This is a genomic window from uncultured Paenibacillus sp. (genome assembly GCF_963515335.1).
Taxonomy (GTDB): domain Bacteria; phylum Bacillota; class Bacilli; order Paenibacillales; family Paenibacillaceae; genus Paenibacillus_I.
The window spans coordinates 1-15,684 of the sequence record NZ_CAUPYC010000012.1 but is presented as its reverse complement, the minus strand read 5'-3'; the positions used below and the strand labels follow the sequence as shown (position 1 = coordinate 15,684).

Genomic DNA, 15,684 nt, shown 5'->3' with positions numbered 1-15,684 from the left:
GAGATGAAAATACTGGTTACGGGAGCGGCGGGATTCGTCGGCTTCCATACGGTGAAAAGGCTGCTGGAGGAAGGACACCTGGTGGTCGGGGCCGACAATTTTAACGATTATTACGAGGTTCGCCTGAAGGAAGACCGCGCGGCGCAATTGCTCGGCTGCGACGGGTTCGAGCTTGCGCGCATTCATCTGGAGGATTCGGCCGCGGTGCAAGGGCTGTTCGCCGGACATTCGTTCGACCGGGTGATTCATCTGGCCGCGCAAGCGGGCGTACGGTACAGCCTGCAAAACCCTCACGCCTATGTGGCGTCGAACGTCGCCGGCTTCACGAATATTCTCGAAGCCTGCCGCTATCAAAAAACGCCGCATCTCATCTACGCTTCTTCGAGCTCCGTCTATGGCGCCAACGCCAAAATGCCGTTCTCGGAGGGGGACGCGGTCGATCACCCGGTCAGCCTGTACGCGGCAACGAAAAAGGCGAATGAGCTGTTCGCCCATACATACAGCCATCTATACGGCCTGCCGACGACAGGGCTTCGTTTCTTTACCGTCTACGGACCGTGGGGCCGGCCGGACATGGCTTACTTCTCGTTTACGCGCAAAATGATGGCGGGCGAGAAAATCCAGGTGTTCAACCACGGCGACATGCGCCGCGATTTCACTTACATCGACGATATCGTAGAGGGCATCGTCCGGCTGATGGACTATATTCCTCAGGGCGATCCGTCCTGGGATCGGCTGCATCCCGATCCGGCCGCAAGCTATGCGCCGTACCGCGTTTATAATATAGGAAACAACCGGCCCGTTGAGCTGATGCATTTCATTCGGACGCTGGAGGATGCGATCGGCAAAAAGGCGGAGATCGAGCTGCTGCCCATGCAGGCTGGAGACGTGGCGGAGACGTTCGCGGATATCGATGCGCTGCAGGCTGCCGTCGGCTTCAAGCCTTATACGCCGATTGAAGAAGGGCTGCGCAGGTTTGCGGCCTGGTACATCTCGTATTATGCCGACCAACAGGCTAACGTGTAAGAAGGATGAAAGCGGACGGAAAGCCGGTTGGAGAACCGGCTTTGTCGTTCGACAAAGGGACGGGCTTTGTTAAGGAAATATGTTGGAATATAGGACTAAGGATAGGTTCATTTTTTTTGGAAAGTACGATACAATATGTATCACAATGTCGGAAGTATAGATACATTTAGTAACTGTCCGACAGGTATAGTCGCAAAAAAGAAAACGATTTGCGGAGGAGTGACGGCCTTGAGTTCGAACACGCAGCAGCGGATGTCGATGGAGATCGAATTAACCCGGTCGCAGGCGCAGCCGCTGCCGTACCGAAAGGTAAAACGAATGCTGGATATCGTATGCAGCGTATGGATTCTCGTATTCATTTCGCCGCTATTGCTGCTTGTTTACCTCGCCATCGCGATCACGGACGGCCGCCCGGTCGTCTTCAAGCAGCAGCGGACCGGTGTGAACGGCATGCCGTTTACGATCTACAAATTCCGCACGATGAAGCAGGCCCATAGGCAAGTGGCCGCGCCGAACCAGGCGAAGACGAATTACGACGAATGGAAGGAAGGAGTGCCCGACGATTTCGTGTTCAAATCGGGCTTCAATCCGAATGTGACGCGCCTGGGCGCTTTTCTGCGGAAGACAAGCATCGATGAGCTGCTGCAGTTCTACAACGTGCTCAAGGGAGACATGAGCATCGTCGGACCGCGCCCCGAGGTGCCCCAAATCACGGTTAAATACAATGCGCTGCAGCGCCAGCGGCTGCTGGTCAAGCCCGGCATCACCGGCTGGGCGCAGGTGAACGGCCGGTCGGACATTGCGCACGGCGAGAAAATCCGGCATGACCTGCACTACGTCGATCATTGCTCGTTCGCGCTGGACTTCAAGATCGTGCTGAAAACGGTTCGGATGGTGCTGCTCAACAAAGGTTCCTACTAAGGAGGATGACCCATGAAGGTTAAAAAAGCGATTATTCCCGCCGCCGGACTCGGCACCCGTTTCCTGCCGGCCACCAAGGCGCAGCCGAAGGAAATGCTGCCGATCGTCGACAAGCCGACCATCCAATACATTATCGAGGAAGCCGTGGCCTCCGGCATCGAGGATATCATGATCGTCAGCGGACGCGGCAAACGGGCGATCGAGGATCACTTCGACAAATCGTTCGAGCTGGAAGAGACGCTGGCGAAGAAAAACAAGTGGCAAGAGCTGGAGGAACTGGCGGCAATCAATGAGTTGGCGCAAATCCATTACATTCGCCAGGGCGAGCCGAAAGGGCTGGGACATGCCATCTGGTGCGCGCGCAAGTTCGTCGGCCATGAGCCGTTCGCGGTGCTGCTCGGCGACGATATCGTGCAGTCGGAGGTTCCCTGCCTGAAGCAGCTGATCCATGTATTCGAGACGTTCGAGTCGTCCGTTGTCGGCGTCCAGGCGGTGCCCGACGAGGATTTGCCGAAATACGGCGTCATCGATCCGCACGGGTTGGAAATCGCGCCGAACGTCGTGCGCGTGGCGAACTTCATCGAGAAGCCGAAGAAGGAGCAGGCGCCGTCCAACTACGCGATCATGGGCCGTTATGTGCTCCGCCCCGAAATTTTCGATATTCTCGGCAATCTTGCGCCGAGCGCGGGCAATGAAATCCAGTTGACCGACGGCATCCAGGGGCTGAATGCGATACAGACCGTATTGGCCTACAATTTTACAGGCGTCCGCTATGATGTCGGCGATAAGTTCGGCTTTATCAAGGCCCAAGTGGACTTCGCCCTGCAGCGTGACGATCTGAAGGCGGACATTCTGGCGTATTTGCACGAGCTCTACCAAAACCAATTGGTGATCAGCGGGAGGTAACGGCGATGAAAAAAGTAGCGGTTGTGGGAACGGGATACGTCGGCTTGGTATCCGGCACCTGCTTTGCACAGGTCGGACACCGGGTCGTCTGCTGCGATATCGACCGTCGTAAAATCGATCTGCTGAAATCGGGCGTCATTCCGATTTACGAGCCGGGCCTCGAAGAGCTGGTGTCCTCGAATGCCGAAGCGGGCAGGCTGTCTTTCACGGACGACGTCGCCGCGGCCATCCGGGAATCGGAGGTCGTGTTCATCGCGGTCGGCACGCCGATGTCGGAGACGGGAGAGGCGGATTTGACCTATGTGAAAGCGGTGGCGAAGACGATCGGAGAAAACCTGAACGGCTATAAGGTCGTGGTGACGAAAAGCACCGTGCCGGTCGGGACGGGCCGCATCGTTGCCCGGACGGTAGCGGACAGCCGTCCCGACGCGGGCGTGTCGTTCGACGTCGTTTCCAACCCCGAATTTCTGCGGGAAGGCTCCGCGATTGCGGATTGCATAGGCATGGAGCGGGCCGTTATCGGCGCGAGCAGCGACAAAGCGGCGCAAATCGTCGCCGAGCTGCACGAGCCGTTCGACACGGCGATTTTCATTACCGACCTGGAGAGCGCGGAAATGATCAAATACGCGGCCAATGCTTTTCTTGCCACGAAAATTTCCTTCATCAACGAGATCGCGAACCTGTGCGAGCGCGTCGGCGCCAATGTGTCCGAAGTGTCGGCGGGCGTCGGCCTGGACAGCCGGATCGGCTCGAAGTTTCTGCAGGCGGGGATCGGCTACGGCGGCTCGTGCTTTCCGAAGGATACCGAGGCGCTTAAAGCGATCGCGGCCGGCAAAGGCTATGAATTCAAAATTATCGACTCGGTTATCGAAATCAACCACCGCCAGCGGATGGTCATGCTGGACAAGCTGCTGGAAGCGCTCGGCGGCCTGAAAGGCAAACAGATCGCCGTCCTCGGGCTTGCTTTCAAGCCGAACACCGACGATATGCGTTATGCGCCTTCGCTGGACCTCATCCCGGCAATGATCGGATTCGGCGCGTCCGTCAAGGCCTACGATCCGGTTGCCATTCCGGAGGCGAGCAAGCTGCTGCCGGACGACACGGAATACGGTGCGGGCGTGTACGACACGGTGCGCGGCGCGGATGCCTGCCTGATTCTGACCGAATGGAGCGAGATCAAGGAGATGGACCTTGCCCGCGTGCGGGATCTGCTGCGCAATCCGGTCATCGTCGACGGCCGGAATTGCTTTGATCTGAATGTCATGGAGGCGCTCGGCGTGACGTATTACAGCGTAGGCCGACCGGTTGTAGGCGCGGACAAGCATGCGGAGCAAGCGGTGGTATAGCGCGTTTCGTCCGCAAAATCCGCAAAATCCGCAAAGCCGTATAGAATTCGAAATACGAATAAAGGAGTGGAAAGCGTTGGTTAAAGTGTTGGTAACCGGCGGAGCGGGCTTCATCGGCTCCCACATCGTCGACCGCTGCCTCGAACGAGGCTGCGAGACGGTGGTTGTCGATAATCTGTCCACCGGCAAACGCGAGCATATTCACCCGGACGCCGCTTTTTACCATGCGGATATCCGGTCCTGCGAGCTGCACCGCATTATGGACGGCGAGCGTCCGGATGTGGTCGTTCATCATGCGGCGCAGATCGACGTTCAACAGTCGATCGCGAATCCGTTGGAGGATGCGGCCATCAACATCTCGGGGACCATCAACCTGCTGAAGGCGTCCGTTTCCGCGGGGGCGGGCAAATTTATTTATGCGTCCTCGGCGGCGGTGTACGGAGCCCCGGCAGCCCTGCCGATCGCCGAGGATCACGCCAAGGCGCCGGCTTCGTTCTACGGCGTATCGAAATATGCGCCCGAGTATTATATCCGGACCTTCTCTTCGTTGTACGGCATTGACTGCACGATCCTGCGCTACGCGAACGTGTACGGCGTCCGGCAGGACCCGAAGGGCGAGGGAGGCGTGATCTCGATCTTCCTCGACCGGATGCTGCGCGGCTTGCCCTTGCGCGTATTCGGAGACGGGACGCAGACGCGCGATTTCATTTATGTAGGCGACGTGGCCGAGGCGAACGTCCAAGCCATGAGCCGGGGCGGAGGCCGGGTCATCAATATCGGCACATCGGCAGCGGTCAGCCTGAACGGGCTGATCGAGGCTTTTGAAGCCGTGCTGGGGAAAAAGCAGGAGGTGAGCTATGAGGATGCCCGCGCCGGCGATATACTTCATAGCAGCCTGGACAATCGATTGGCGCGGGAGCATCTGGATTGGACGCCGAAGGTTGATCTGTCCCAAGGCCTGAAGCTTATTTACGACTACTATGCGCCGCGTTATGCCGCGAACAAGATCGAAGAGGCCGTGCGTGCGGTGAACGGCCGGCAGACGGCTCTCGCCGCCACGTGAGATAAACCCCTTCGACCGAGAGAGGGGAAAAGAAGCTCTGCAGGTATGCCGGTTGCTTGTCGGGAACCCGGCAAATGGTCGGATAAAGTCAAAACGGCTGCTCCGATCAGTATCGGGGCAGCCTTTATCGGTTGTGGGGATCAAACCTATCCCTGCATCATTCGCTCCGCCCGGACGAAGGCGATGAAACGCCGCGCCTCATCGGGCGACAGCTTCCGCCCGTCCACGGTCAGCGCGAACCGCTTCAGCAGTTCCTCGTCCGACAGCTCCAAGGCGTCCGTAAAATCGCGCACTTCGGGGTCGAGCGTCATGTGCGGGTTTTCCGTTCTTCCCACCAGAAAGTCGATCGACACTCTGAACAGGTCCGCGAACTTGGTGAGCGTTTCCGTATCGGGCTCCCGGCGGTTTTTTTCGTAATGGGACAACGCGGCCCGGGAGATGCCGAGCGAGGAGGCGGTCTGCTCTTGCGTCCATCCCCGTTGCTCTCTACATTTTGCGATGCGGCTGCCTATGCTCATCATAATCCTCCTATTCCCATCTATCTTCATATTAATACGGATAACCGGCAATTGCATAGAGGACGGGGGCAAAATGCCGCAAATTTGTCGGCTTTCCGTTCCCGCAAACGATTAGATACATTCTGTATCTTATGATATTCAAGATTGCCTGTCCATACCCCTTTAATACTTTAAGTCAACTGAATTTTTTGCGGAGGTCCTGAAAGCCGCACGGGCATGAGCGCCGCTGTCGTGGCGGAATTGTAAAGACGTCGATTTAGAGGAACACCCGGGTGCTTAGGTGTATAATAGGAGACAAATGACACGGCCCGGAGGGAATTGTTGTGGAAATCGCCATTATCGGTACAGGATATGTCGGATTGGTTACGGGCGCTTGCTTTGCCTCGCTCGGTCACAGGGTCGTATGCATAGACCGGGATCAGTCGAAAATCGGCAGGCTGTCGCGGGGAGAGTCGCCGATCTACGAGCCGGGCTTGGAGGAACGAATGGCCAGGCTTTCGGCTGAAGGCAGGCTGCGTTTCTCCTGCGACGCGGGCGAGACGGCCTGCGTCGATGTGGTGGTCGTCGCTGTCGGCACCCCGCAGAAGGCCGGCGGGGAGAGCGATCTGTCGGACTTGGAGTCCGCGGTGCGTTCGTTTGCGCCGCTGCTGAGGGGGTATACGCTTATTATGCTGAAGAGCACCGTGCCGGTCGGGACGAACGAGAGGGTCAAAGGCTGGATCGCAGAGGGAACCGCCGCCCCTTTCGACGTCGTATCGGTGCCGGAGTTCATGCGGGAAGGCTCCGCCCTTCACGATACGCTGCACCCCGACAGAATCGTCATCGGCTCCGATAGCGAAAAGGCCGCCGCATTGGCGCATCGCTTGCATGAGCCGCTAACCGACCGGATCGTCCATACCGACCTTCGCACGGCGGAAATGATCAAATACGCCTCGAACGCTTTTCTGGCGACCAAAATATCGTTTATAAACGAAATGGCCAATTTATGCGACAAGGTCGGCGCGGACGTTGCGACCGTCGCGCTGGGCATGGGCCTCGATCCGCGGATCGGCCCCGCTTTTCTGAAGGCGGGCATCGGCTACGGCGGCTCCTGCTTCCCGAAGGATACCCATGCCTTGCTGCAGATCGCCGGCAACGTCGACTACGATTTTAAACTGCTGCGTTCGGTCATCGAGGTGAACCGGGGCCAGCGCGAGCTCGTGCTCCGTGCGCTGCTGGAGCAGCACGGCAGCCTTGACGGCTTGACGGTCGCCGTATGGGGCGCCTCCTTCAAGCCTGGAACCGACGACGTCCGTTCCGCGCCGTCGCTCGATATCGTCCCGGCGCTGCTCCGTGAGGGCGCGCGGGTGCGGATGTGCGACCCGGTGGCGGAGCCGAGTTTTCGCCAAATCCTCGACCATCCGAACATCGTCTGGTACGCCGACCCGCTTGAATCGGCGCGTGGCGCCCATGCGGTGTGCCTGCTTACGGAATGGCCGCTTTTCACGGCGGTCCCGCTGGCGGATCTGCGGGAGGCGATGGCCGTGCCCGTTTTAATCGACGGACGCAATGCGTACGATCTCCGGCCGGTCGCCGAATCCGGCTTGTTCTATACCGGTGTCGGCCGGCCCGCCGGGAAAAAGCGGTTCCGGGGAGGGACGTTCTGACGAGCGTCCCTTTGGTTTGCCCGGATGCTTGCGAAACCTCGCGCAGCGGCGTCGACGGCATGGTCGAAAAATGTTTCGGAATAAATCGAATTTTGATGAATAAACTTAGTGCAAACGGGGTATATACGTTATACCTGTTGCTGTTTATGACAAGAGACAACAGTGAGGTGGGAAAATCACGGGTTGACAGGCATCGATATTTGTCATAAATTAGAGGTAGATTGGATACGTAATGTAACAAAATTCGATAAAAATGATACAAAAGGTATAATTCATGCGAGAAGGAGTGAACGAACCGATGACGGGAACCGGCCGGTTTTACTGTGTGGGCTGCAATCGTTTGGAGGAATTGGCGGAAGCGGAAGTATTGTTCAAAACGGGTTATTTCAAGGTGGTTCATCCGCTCGGCTGCTGCACCTCCGCAATAGAGGCGAGCAAAAGCGCCGAAGCGCCGTTTGCGGCGGGATTAACGGAAACCGGGGCGGACATCATGCCGGTTTTCGATGCGATGGAGATGCCGGAAGCGGGAAGAGAATTGCATGCCGCGCAGAGCTGCACCCCGCTCCAATGGTCGCTTATATAGACTCGCGTCGGATGCCTGCCGCAAGCCCGGTCAAGGGATGGGATTCCCTGCCGGGCTTATTTGCCGTCGCGGGCGGGCGCGGTTGTCTGAAGTTTTGCTAAAGTCCCTTCCATTCCTTTCCTGTGCTCGTATATAATGATAGGGATCAAGTGCGGCTGAACCCACACGGGAGGAAACCGCAGGAGAAAGCAGCATAGAGGGAGGAAGGGAATGACTCAGCAGGCGGAAAGACAAGCGGGCATTTCCGGCGAACCGGTCGTCCGGCTTGTGAATGTGACGAAACGGATCGGCAAACGGACGATTATCGACAAGCTGACGCTGGATGTGCCGCAAGGCGAGGTTTTCGGTTTTCTGGGGCCGAACGGCTCGGGCAAAACGACGACGATCCGGATGATGGTCGGACTGATGGCGCTTACCGAAGGCGAGATCACGATCAAGGGCCACAGCATTCGGCGCAGCTTCGAGAAGGCGGTGCGCCAGGTCGGCGCGATCGTGGAAAATCCGGAGATGTATAAATATTTGACCGGTTATCAGAATTTGCTTCACTATGCCCGCATGATTCCGGGCATCACGCGGCAGCGTATCGACGAAGTGACGGAGCTGGCAGGTCTGACGGCGCGGATTCACGACAAAGTAAAAACGTATTCGCTCGGCATGCGGCAGCGTCTGGGCGTTGCGCAAGCCATCATGCACAAGCCTTCGCTGCTCATTCTGGACGAGCCGACCAACGGCCTCGATCCCGCCGGCATCCGGGAGCTTCGCGATTATTTGCGGCTGCTCGCGCGGAACGAGGGCATTACCGTATTCGTATCGAGCCATCTGCTGTCGGAAATGGAGCTGATGTGCGACCGCGTCGCCATCATCCAGAACGGACGCCTGATCGATATCCGGCCGATTGAGCGGTACACGGGCAAGGATGCAACCGCGGCGGCGCGGGTGCAATTCGAGGTCGACCGTCCGGACGACGCGGCCGTACTGCTCGACGGCACGGTCGTCCAGGTCAAGGGGATGACGCTGACGCTGTCGGCCGACCGCGAGACGGTGGCGGACCTGAACGCCCGGCTCGTCGCGGCAGGCATCCGCATCTACGGGATCCGGGCCGTGACGAAATCGCTCGAGGACCAGTTCCTTGAGGTTACGGGAGGTGAAACGCGTGTTTGATTTCATGCAGCTCGCCGCCAACGAGAATATGAAAATTTACCGGAGGCCGCGCACGTGGATCATGCTGGGGCTGCTGCTGCTGCTCGCCGGAGGAAGCAGCGTCCTGGGGTATGCTTTTTCCGATATGAAGCCGTCGATGTGGGAGATCATGTCTTTTCAGAGCATGCTTCTGTTCCCGCTCGTCACCATCTTCACCGTCGTCATATCGGCGGACAGCGTAGCGGGCGAGTTCTCCTCCGGCACGATCAAGCTGCTGCTGATCCGCCCCTGGAGCCGCTCGAAAATTTTGCTGTCGAAGTATGCGGCGCTGCTCTTGTTCGCCCTGTTGTTCTCGGCTGCGCTGTTTCTTTTTACGGTGCTGGCGAACGGGGCGCTGTTCGGCTTCGACGGCGATTACCGGTTCGACGTCAGACCGGATATGCCGCCCTATGCCTATATGTTTCTTATTTATGTCAGCATGTTTGCCGGCCTGATCGTCATCGTGACGCTGTCCTTCATGATCTCGACCGTGTTCCGGTCGGGCGGTCTGGCTATCGGGCTTTCGATCTTCATTTTGCTGGGCGGAAGCCTGGTAACGGGCATTCTGAGCGTGTTCGATTACGAATGGATCAAGTATTTGCTGTTCTTCCATACGGACCTGACGCAGTATCTGAACAAGCGGCCGATGCTTGAAGGCATGACGCTCGGCTTCTCGCTTGCGGTGCTGGCCGGCTATTACATCGTGTTCGTGGCCCTTACGTGGTTCGTGTTCAATAAGCGCGATGTTGCGGCTTGACGGCTGCCCGGCATGCGCGACATCGGAAACGGCGATGCGGGAGCCTGCGGTGAGGCTGCCCGAATCGCCGTTTTTCTGTTCGTATGTCATGGACTGTCATTGACGCATGGAGCGGAAAACGGCCTTGGCCGCCTCGAGCGTTTCGTCTGCGTCCGCGCGCGTGTGAGCCGCCGTAAGGAACCACGCTTCGTATTTGGACGGCGCCAGGCAGATGCCCCGCCCGAGCATGCCGCGGAAAAACGCGGCGAACGCATCGCCGTCCGTGTGCTGAGCCTCATCGTAGTTCGTTACCGGATGCGCGCAGAAGTGGGTCGAGAACGAACCGCGAATCCGGTTGACGGTGAGCGGCACGCCGGACTCGGCCGCCGCTTCGGCAAGGCCGTCCGCCAGCAGGGCGGCGAGGCTGTCCATCCGCTCGTACAGGCCGGGCTCGCTCAGCACCTCCAGGCAAGCGATGCCCGCTGCCACCGAAGCCGGATTGCCGGCCATCGTGCCGGCCTGGTAGGCGGGGCCGAGCGGAGCGACCTGCTCCATGACGGCTTTGCGGCCGCCATAAGCGCCGATCGGCAGGCCGCCGCCGATAATTTTGCCGAGGGCGGTCAAGTCCGGTTCGATCGCCGCCGGGTCCGGAAAGGCGCCGAAAGTCTGCGCGGCGCCGTAATGGAACCGGAAGCCGCTAATCACCTCGTCGTAAATGACCAGCGCGCCGGCCGAGCGGGCCAGCCTGCACAGCCCCTCCAGGAAGCCCGGCTCAGGCATGACCATGCCGAAATTGCCGACGATCGGCTCGACCATAACGGCGGCAACGTCGTCGTCCCAGCGCTCAAGCGCCGCCTGAAGGGCGGGAAGATCGTTGAACGGGACCGTGATGACCTCCTGGGCGATCGTGACCGGGATGCCCGCGCTGTCCGGAATGCCCAGCGTGGAGGGGCCGGATCCGGCGGCGACGAGCACCAGATCCGAATGCCCGTGGTAACAGCCGGCGAATTTGATGATTTTCGTTCGTTTCGTATATGCCCGCGCCACCCGGATCGTCGTCATTACGGCTTCTGTGCCCGAATTGACGAAGCGGACCTTATCCAGCGAAGGGATGGACGCTTTCAGCTTCCGGGCCAATTCGATTTCGAGCTCGGTCGGCGTCCCGTAAAGCGTGCCGCCGCGCGCGGCTTTGACGATCGCTTCCGTAATATGGGGATGGGCGTGGCCGGCGATAATCGGTCCGTAGGCGGCCAGGTAATCGATGTACCGGTTCCCGTCCACGTCCCAGAAATAGGCGCCTTCCGCCCGGCGCATAAATACCGGCGCGCCGCCGCCGACCGCCTTGAACGAGCGGGAGGGACTGTTGACGCCGCCTGCGATATGCCGAAGCGCTTCTTCATATAACCGCTCCGATTGCGGCCTGTTCGAGGTAGTGGTTGCCACGCTTAAATCGCCTGCCTTCCAAACGTTTATTCGACGCTCGCCCGCCTGTCTTGCAAAATGACAGAGGGCGAACGGAGCATCCGCTCCTGTTCACCCTCTCACGATAGCCGATTTCATGGGAAGCGGCAAGCAGGGCGGCCGTTTATAGGCCGCCTTCGTCATCGTTCCCGCTGCTTGAAGTCCGGTCGGAAGCCTGGCCGGCTGCTCCGTCCGCGCCGCTGGCGGCGCCTTCCGCCGGTGCGGGCGCCGTCGTGTCCACCGACAGCACCTTCCGCACATATTCACGCAGCTTGTCCTCGTCCCGGATGTCGAGCACGGCGCCGAGTCGGGAGCGATTTTCATACAGCAAATCCATCGGGGGCACCTGGGCCGATCCGGCAACGCGGACCTTGAGTCCGAGCTGTCCAAGCTTCAGCATATCGGACACTTGCAGGTTCGTTTCGATATAAGGCTGCACCTGTTCCAGAATCGTTTTCATCCGGACCAGGTTCCATGTCGATTGCAGTTTTTTGGCGACGGCCGCCATAAAGTTCCGCTGCCGCTCGGTACGCGTGAAGTCCGACATGGCGTCATGCCGGAAGCGGACGTATTGCAGCGCCTTGTCGCCGTCCAGCCGCTGGTAGCCTTTTTTGAGATCGATATCGTACCGGTTCCCGTCCGCGTTGTCGACATATTTCATATCCTTCTCGACTTCGTAATCGACGCCGCCGATCGCATCGACCAGCGCCTTGAAGCCTTCAAAGTCGGCGTAAACGTAATATTGGATATCCAGGCCCAGCAGATCTCCGATCGTCTGCATCGCCACGTTCGGCCCGCCGAGCGTGATGGCCGTGTTGACCCGATTTTTGCCATACCCCGGAATATTCGCGTAGGTGTCCCGCAGAATCGACAGCAGGTGCGCCTGCTTCGTAACCGGATCGATCGATGCGACGAGCATCGAGTCCGACCGGGCCACCTCGCCTTCCTTCAAGCCCCGCGCATCGGCGCCGAGCAGCAATACATTGACCCGTTCCCGGCCTTCCCACTCCGGCGGCTTCTCCGCGGCTTGGTCGACGACGCCTTTGAATCGGGAGGAATCGTTGTTTTTCTCGAACCCGTCCAATGCGTTGTATATGCCAATGCCTTGATAGGCCACATAAACGACGATTATCGCAACCAGCGATACAGCTCCGTATAAAGCCAGTTTCCACGGTTTTTTCTTTCTCTCCATTCGGCTTTGATCATCCTTTCTTCCGGGTAACTTCCCAAACGCCCGAATCCATTGTATGATTACCTATCATCAAACGCATGCGCGATGAAAGCAAACTTTCATATGGAGACAAACGGATTTCGAGTTGCACCATTGCTCAGGTACGCATCTATAAAATTATAAATTGTCAGCCGCTGTCTTACAAGTGGTATACTAATGTCGGAAAACAAGCGGCATTTCCCGGGAAATGTCGAGCGCGAGAGGAGACCGATCCATTGATGCCGGCTATTGACGTGCAGCAGTTGAGAAAACAGTTTAACGTGCAGAAAAACCGCGAAGGCCTGTCGGGAGCCTTTAAAGACCTTTTCAAGCGGGAACACATCGAGGTGACCGCCGTCAAGGATATAAGCTTCACCATACCGCGGGGCGAAATTTGCGGTTATATAGGCGAGAACGGCGCAGGCAAATCGACGACGATCAAAATGCTGACCGGCATTCTTGTCCCGACTTCGGGCATCGTGCGCGTCAACGGGTACGTGCCGTATGAGGAACGGGAAAAATTCGTCCGCGAAATCGGCGTCGTCTTCGGACAGCGCAGCCAGCTGTGGTGGGACATCGGCGTCATCGAGTCGTTCCGGCTGCTTCGCAAAGTATACCGGGTGCCGGAGGAGCCGTTCCGCAAGCGGCTGGACGAGCTGGTGGAACGTCTGCAGCTCGGCGATCTGCTGAACCGGCCTGTACGGAAGCTGAGCCTGGGGCAGCGGATGCGCTGCGAGCTTGTCGCTTCGCTGTTGCATAATCCGTCGATCCTGTTTCTGGACGAGCCGACGATCGGGCTCGATATCGTCGTCAAAACCGAGATCCGCGAGTTTCTGAAGCAGTTGAACCGGGAGCACGGCACGACCATTCTGCTGACGACTCACGATTTGCAGGATATCGAGGCGCTGTGCACCCGCGTCATTATGCTGGATGACGGACGCATCATCTATGACGGGGGCCTCGACGAACTGAAAACACGCTGGAGCAAAGGGCGCGAAATCCGTTTCCAGTTCGGCGATCATACCGGACGGCCGTTCCTCGAGCGGCTGACCGAAGGCCTGGCCGGCGTGGAGTGGTCGACCGGCGAGAGCGATCTGGAGGCGAGCCTGTGGGTGCCTCATTCGATCAATGTGTCGGATGCTTTGTCACGCGTCGTCGGCGCCGCCGATATTCGGGACATCAAGATCATGGAGACGAACACCGACGAAATCGTGCGCGAGATTTACCGGTCGGGCTCGGCGTCCGCGCCGGACCTGATGGCCGGCGGGCAGTCCGAGGCGGCCGCGGAGAAAGACAAGGAGCCGGTCAGCCATGCTTAGCGCTTATGTCGATCTGATCCGCATCCGCTTTCTGATGATGCTCGCTTACCGCGTTAATTATTACAGCGGTATCGTTATTTATGCCATTAATATCGGGGCTTATTATTTTTTCTGGAACGCGATCTACGGGGACCAGGACGTCATTCGCGGCTTCACGCTCGCCCAGATGACGACGTATGTCGCCGTCAGTTGGATGGCGCGCGCTTTTTACTTCAACAACCTCGACCGGGAAATCGCGAATGAAATCAGGGACGGCAGCGTCGCGATCCAGTTCATACGGCCTTATGTGTACCTGCTCGTCAAAATGATGCAGGGCTTCGGCGAAGGTTTGTTCCGGCTGCTGCTTTTTATGGTGCCGGGCATGATTGTGGTCTGGCTCATCTTTCCGGTCGAGCTGCCGCGTGAGCCGCAAGCGTGGCTGCTGTACGGGGCGATGCTCTTCCTCAGCTTTCTGATCAATTCGCAGATTAATATTTTGACCGGTCTGAGCGCGTTTTTCGTGGAGAACATTGAAGGGATGATGCGGATGAAAAGGGTGCTCGTCGACCTGTTCTCCGGCGTCGTCATTCCGATCGCGTTGTTCCCCGGCTGGCTCGCCGCGGTCGTCCAATGGCTGCCGTTTCAGGCGATCGCCTATTTGCCGAGCTCCGTATTCACCGGACGGAGCGCGGGCGAGGCCGCTTGGTTCGCGTTCGGACTGCAGGGCATTTGGTTCGCCGCCCTGATCCTGCCGATCTGGGCGCTGTGGCGCGCCGCGCGCCGGCGGCTGTTCGTGCAGGGAGGGTGAGCGGATGTTTTATGGAGGCTTGTTTTGGGAATATTTGAAAAACTACGCGAAAACGCGTTTGGCCTACCGAGCCGATTTCTGGGTGGAGGTGTTGTCCGACCTCCTGTTCCAGGGGATGAATCTGATCGTCATCCTGATCGCCTTCCGGTATACGCCTACTCTGGGCGGATGGACGGAGGCGGAGGTCGTGTACGTGTACGGCTTCTTTATGGTACCGTTCGGCATTTTCGGCTGCTTCTTTAATTTGTGGAATTTCAGCGACCGCTATATCGTGAAGGGCGAGATGGACCGGGTGCTGACCCGGCCGGCGCACAACCTGTTCCAGGTTTTATTGGAGAATATGGATCCGCCGTCGTTATTCGGTTCCATCGTGGGCGGTATCATCATGACGATCACCTCCATCCAGATGGGCATCACCTACGGGCCGGTCGATATACTCGTGCTGGTCCTGCTGGTCGCCGGCTCCGTCGCCATCTATTTCGGCGTATATACAGCACTGACGGCCATCGCCTTCTATTCGGATGCGCCGACCGGCATTTTGCCGCTGATGTACAATATCCAGAACTACGGCCGCTATCCGGTCAACATTTATAACAAAGCGATGCGTTTCCTGCTCACGTGGGTCGTGCCGTTCGCCTTCGTCGGCGTTTACCCGGCCGCGTATTTTCTGGAGCGCAGCGGTCCGGACGACATCCTGATGGCGTTCCTCACCCCGGCCGTAGGCCTTGTCTTCGCCGGCATCGGGCTTGCGGTGTGGAACCACGGCGTCAAGCGCTACCGCGGGGCGGGATCGTAGCAGGGCGCAGGTTCCGCCGGCCGGGCGGCTGCAAAGGCGGGCTAACGGAGGAAATGCCGAGGTTCGGCGGGTAAAAAAGGCGGGCTAGCGGCATGAGATGCCGCAAACCGGCGGTTGAGGCGGCCAATGGGGGAGTTAGCGGCACGGCGTGCCGCTAACGGATGAAATGCCGAGGTTCGGCGGCTGC

At 58.6% G+C, this 15,684-nt stretch carries 15 protein-coding genes; 12 read left to right on the top strand and 3 right to left on the bottom strand.

Going from position 1 to position 15,684, the window contains the following annotated elements:
* Positions 1-3: 3 nt before the first annotated feature.
* From RWM61_RS06395 to RWM61_RS06375, 5 genes are all read left to right on the top strand, one after another.
* Positions 4-1,026 carry an NAD-dependent epimerase gene (locus RWM61_RS06395; protein ID WP_313998652.1) on the top strand — a complete coding sequence of 341 codons (1,023 nt, stop codon included), beginning with the start codon at positions 4-6 and terminating at the stop codon, positions 1,024-1,026.
* 228 nt (positions 1,027-1,254) lie between these two features.
* Positions 1,255-1,947, top strand: a complete 693-nt coding sequence (locus RWM61_RS06390) for a sugar transferase (protein WP_313998650.1) — start codon at positions 1,255-1,257, stop codon at positions 1,945-1,947.
* A gap of 12 nt (positions 1,948-1,959) precedes the next feature.
* On the top strand, positions 1,960-2,853 hold the full coding sequence (galU, locus tag RWM61_RS06385; RefSeq protein ID WP_313998648.1) for a UTP--glucose-1-phosphate uridylyltransferase GalU: 894 nt from the start codon (positions 1,960-1,962) through the stop codon (positions 2,851-2,853).
* A 5-nt stretch (positions 2,854-2,858) separates the two neighbouring features.
* Positions 2,859-4,199 carry a UDP-glucose 6-dehydrogenase TuaD gene (gene tuaD, locus RWM61_RS06380; protein WP_313998645.1) on the top strand — a complete coding sequence of 447 codons (1,341 nt, stop codon included), beginning with the start codon at positions 2,859-2,861 and terminating at the stop codon, positions 4,197-4,199.
* A gap of 85 nt (positions 4,200-4,284) precedes the next feature.
* On the top strand, positions 4,285-5,262 hold the full coding sequence (locus RWM61_RS06375; protein WP_313998748.1) for an NAD-dependent epimerase/dehydratase family protein: 978 nt from the start codon (positions 4,285-4,287) through the stop codon (positions 5,260-5,262).
* Positions 5,263-5,408: 146 nt separating this feature from the next.
* Here RWM61_RS06375 and RWM61_RS06370 read toward each other — a convergent pair whose 3' ends face one another.
* On the bottom strand, positions 5,409-5,780 hold the full coding sequence (locus RWM61_RS06370; protein ID WP_313998643.1) for a helix-turn-helix transcriptional regulator: 372 nt from the start codon (positions 5,778-5,780) through the stop codon (positions 5,409-5,411).
* Between the two features lie 323 nt (positions 5,781-6,103).
* Here RWM61_RS06370 and RWM61_RS06365 point away from each other — a divergent pair, with 323 nt between their 5' ends.
* The 4 genes from RWM61_RS06365 (at position 6,104) to RWM61_RS06350 (ending at position 9,945) form a co-directional block, all read left to right on the top strand.
* A complete protein-coding gene (locus RWM61_RS06365; protein WP_313998640.1) occupies positions 6,104-7,426 on the top strand; it encodes a UDP-glucose/GDP-mannose dehydrogenase family protein in 1,323 nt (440 codons plus the stop codon).
* Positions 7,427-7,724: 298 nt separating this feature from the next.
* Positions 7,725-8,009, top strand: coding sequence for a hypothetical protein (locus RWM61_RS06360; protein ID WP_313998638.1), 285 nt, complete (start codon positions 7,725-7,727; stop codon positions 8,007-8,009).
* Between the two features lie 210 nt (positions 8,010-8,219).
* Positions 8,220-9,170 (top strand): ABC transporter ATP-binding protein, encoded by a 951-nt coding sequence (locus tag RWM61_RS06355; protein ID WP_313998636.1) that lies wholly within the window; start codon positions 8,220-8,222, stop codon positions 9,168-9,170.
* A complete protein-coding gene (locus tag RWM61_RS06350) occupies positions 9,163-9,945 on the top strand; it encodes a DUF2705 family protein (protein WP_313998634.1) in 783 nt (260 codons plus the stop codon). The genes RWM61_RS06355 and RWM61_RS06350 overlap by 8 nt, the downstream gene beginning before the upstream one ends.
* Before the next feature lie 96 nt (positions 9,946-10,041).
* Here RWM61_RS06350 and RWM61_RS06345 read toward each other — a convergent pair whose 3' ends face one another.
* Positions 10,042-11,367 carry a glutamate-1-semialdehyde 2,1-aminomutase gene (locus RWM61_RS06345; protein ID WP_313998632.1) on the bottom strand — a complete coding sequence of 442 codons (1,326 nt, stop codon included), beginning with the start codon at positions 11,365-11,367 and terminating at the stop codon, positions 10,042-10,044.
* Positions 11,368-11,509: 142 nt separating this feature from the next.
* Positions 11,510-12,577: an LCP family protein gene (locus RWM61_RS06340; RefSeq protein ID WP_313998630.1), complete on the bottom strand. Its 1,068-nt coding sequence runs from the start codon at positions 12,575-12,577 to the stop codon at positions 11,510-11,512.
* Between the two features lie 257 nt (positions 12,578-12,834).
* Here RWM61_RS06340 and RWM61_RS06335 point away from each other — a divergent pair, with 257 nt between their 5' ends.
* The 3 genes from RWM61_RS06335 to RWM61_RS06325 are packed head-to-tail and all read left to right on the top strand — an operon-like array spanning position 12,835 to position 15,497.
* Positions 12,835-13,914, top strand: a complete 1,080-nt coding sequence (locus RWM61_RS06335; protein ID WP_313998628.1) for an ABC transporter ATP-binding protein — start codon at positions 12,835-12,837, stop codon at positions 13,912-13,914.
* Positions 13,907-14,701 (top strand): ABC-2 family transporter protein, encoded by a 795-nt coding sequence (locus RWM61_RS06330; RefSeq protein ID WP_313998626.1) that lies wholly within the window; start codon positions 13,907-13,909, stop codon positions 14,699-14,701. Before RWM61_RS06335 ends, RWM61_RS06330 begins: the two co-directional genes overlap by 8 nt.
* Positions 14,702-14,705: 4 nt before the next feature.
* Complete coding sequence (locus tag RWM61_RS06325; protein ID WP_313998624.1) at positions 14,706-15,497, top strand: ABC-2 family transporter protein; 792 nt, start codon at positions 14,706-14,708, stop codon at positions 15,495-15,497.
* The last annotated feature ends 187 nt before the right edge of the window (positions 15,498-15,684 follow it).

Excerpts from the sequence above, each read along its gene's own strand:
- galU (WP_313998648.1), top strand. The coding sequence starts at position 1,960 with ATGAAGGTTAAAAAAGCGATTATTCCCGCCGCCGGACTCGGCACCCGT.
- RWM61_RS06335 (WP_313998628.1), top strand. The coding sequence starts at position 12,835 with ATGCCGGCTATTGACGTGCAGCAGTTGAGAAAACAGTTTAACGTGCAG.
- RWM61_RS06340 (WP_313998630.1), bottom strand. The coding sequence starts at position 12,577 with ATGGAGAGAAAGAAAAAACCGTGGAAACTGGCTTTATACGGAGCTGTA.
- RWM61_RS06370 (WP_313998643.1), bottom strand. The coding sequence starts at position 5,780 with ATGAGCATAGGCAGCCGCATCGCAAAATGTAGAGAGCAACGGGGATGG.
- RWM61_RS06360 (WP_313998638.1), top strand. The coding sequence starts at position 7,725 with ATGACGGGAACCGGCCGGTTTTACTGTGTGGGCTGCAATCGTTTGGAG.
- RWM61_RS06330 (WP_313998626.1), top strand. The coding sequence starts at position 13,907 with ATGCTTAGCGCTTATGTCGATCTGATCCGCATCCGCTTTCTGATGATG.
- RWM61_RS06355 (WP_313998636.1), top strand. The coding sequence starts at position 8,220 with ATGACTCAGCAGGCGGAAAGACAAGCGGGCATTTCCGGCGAACCGGTC.
- tuaD (WP_313998645.1), top strand. The coding sequence starts at position 2,859 with ATGAAAAAAGTAGCGGTTGTGGGAACGGGATACGTCGGCTTGGTATCC.
- RWM61_RS06325 (WP_313998624.1), top strand. The coding sequence starts at position 14,706 with ATGTTTTATGGAGGCTTGTTTTGGGAATATTTGAAAAACTACGCGAAA.
- RWM61_RS06395 (WP_313998652.1), top strand. The coding sequence starts at position 4 with ATGAAAATACTGGTTACGGGAGCGGCGGGATTCGTCGGCTTCCATACG.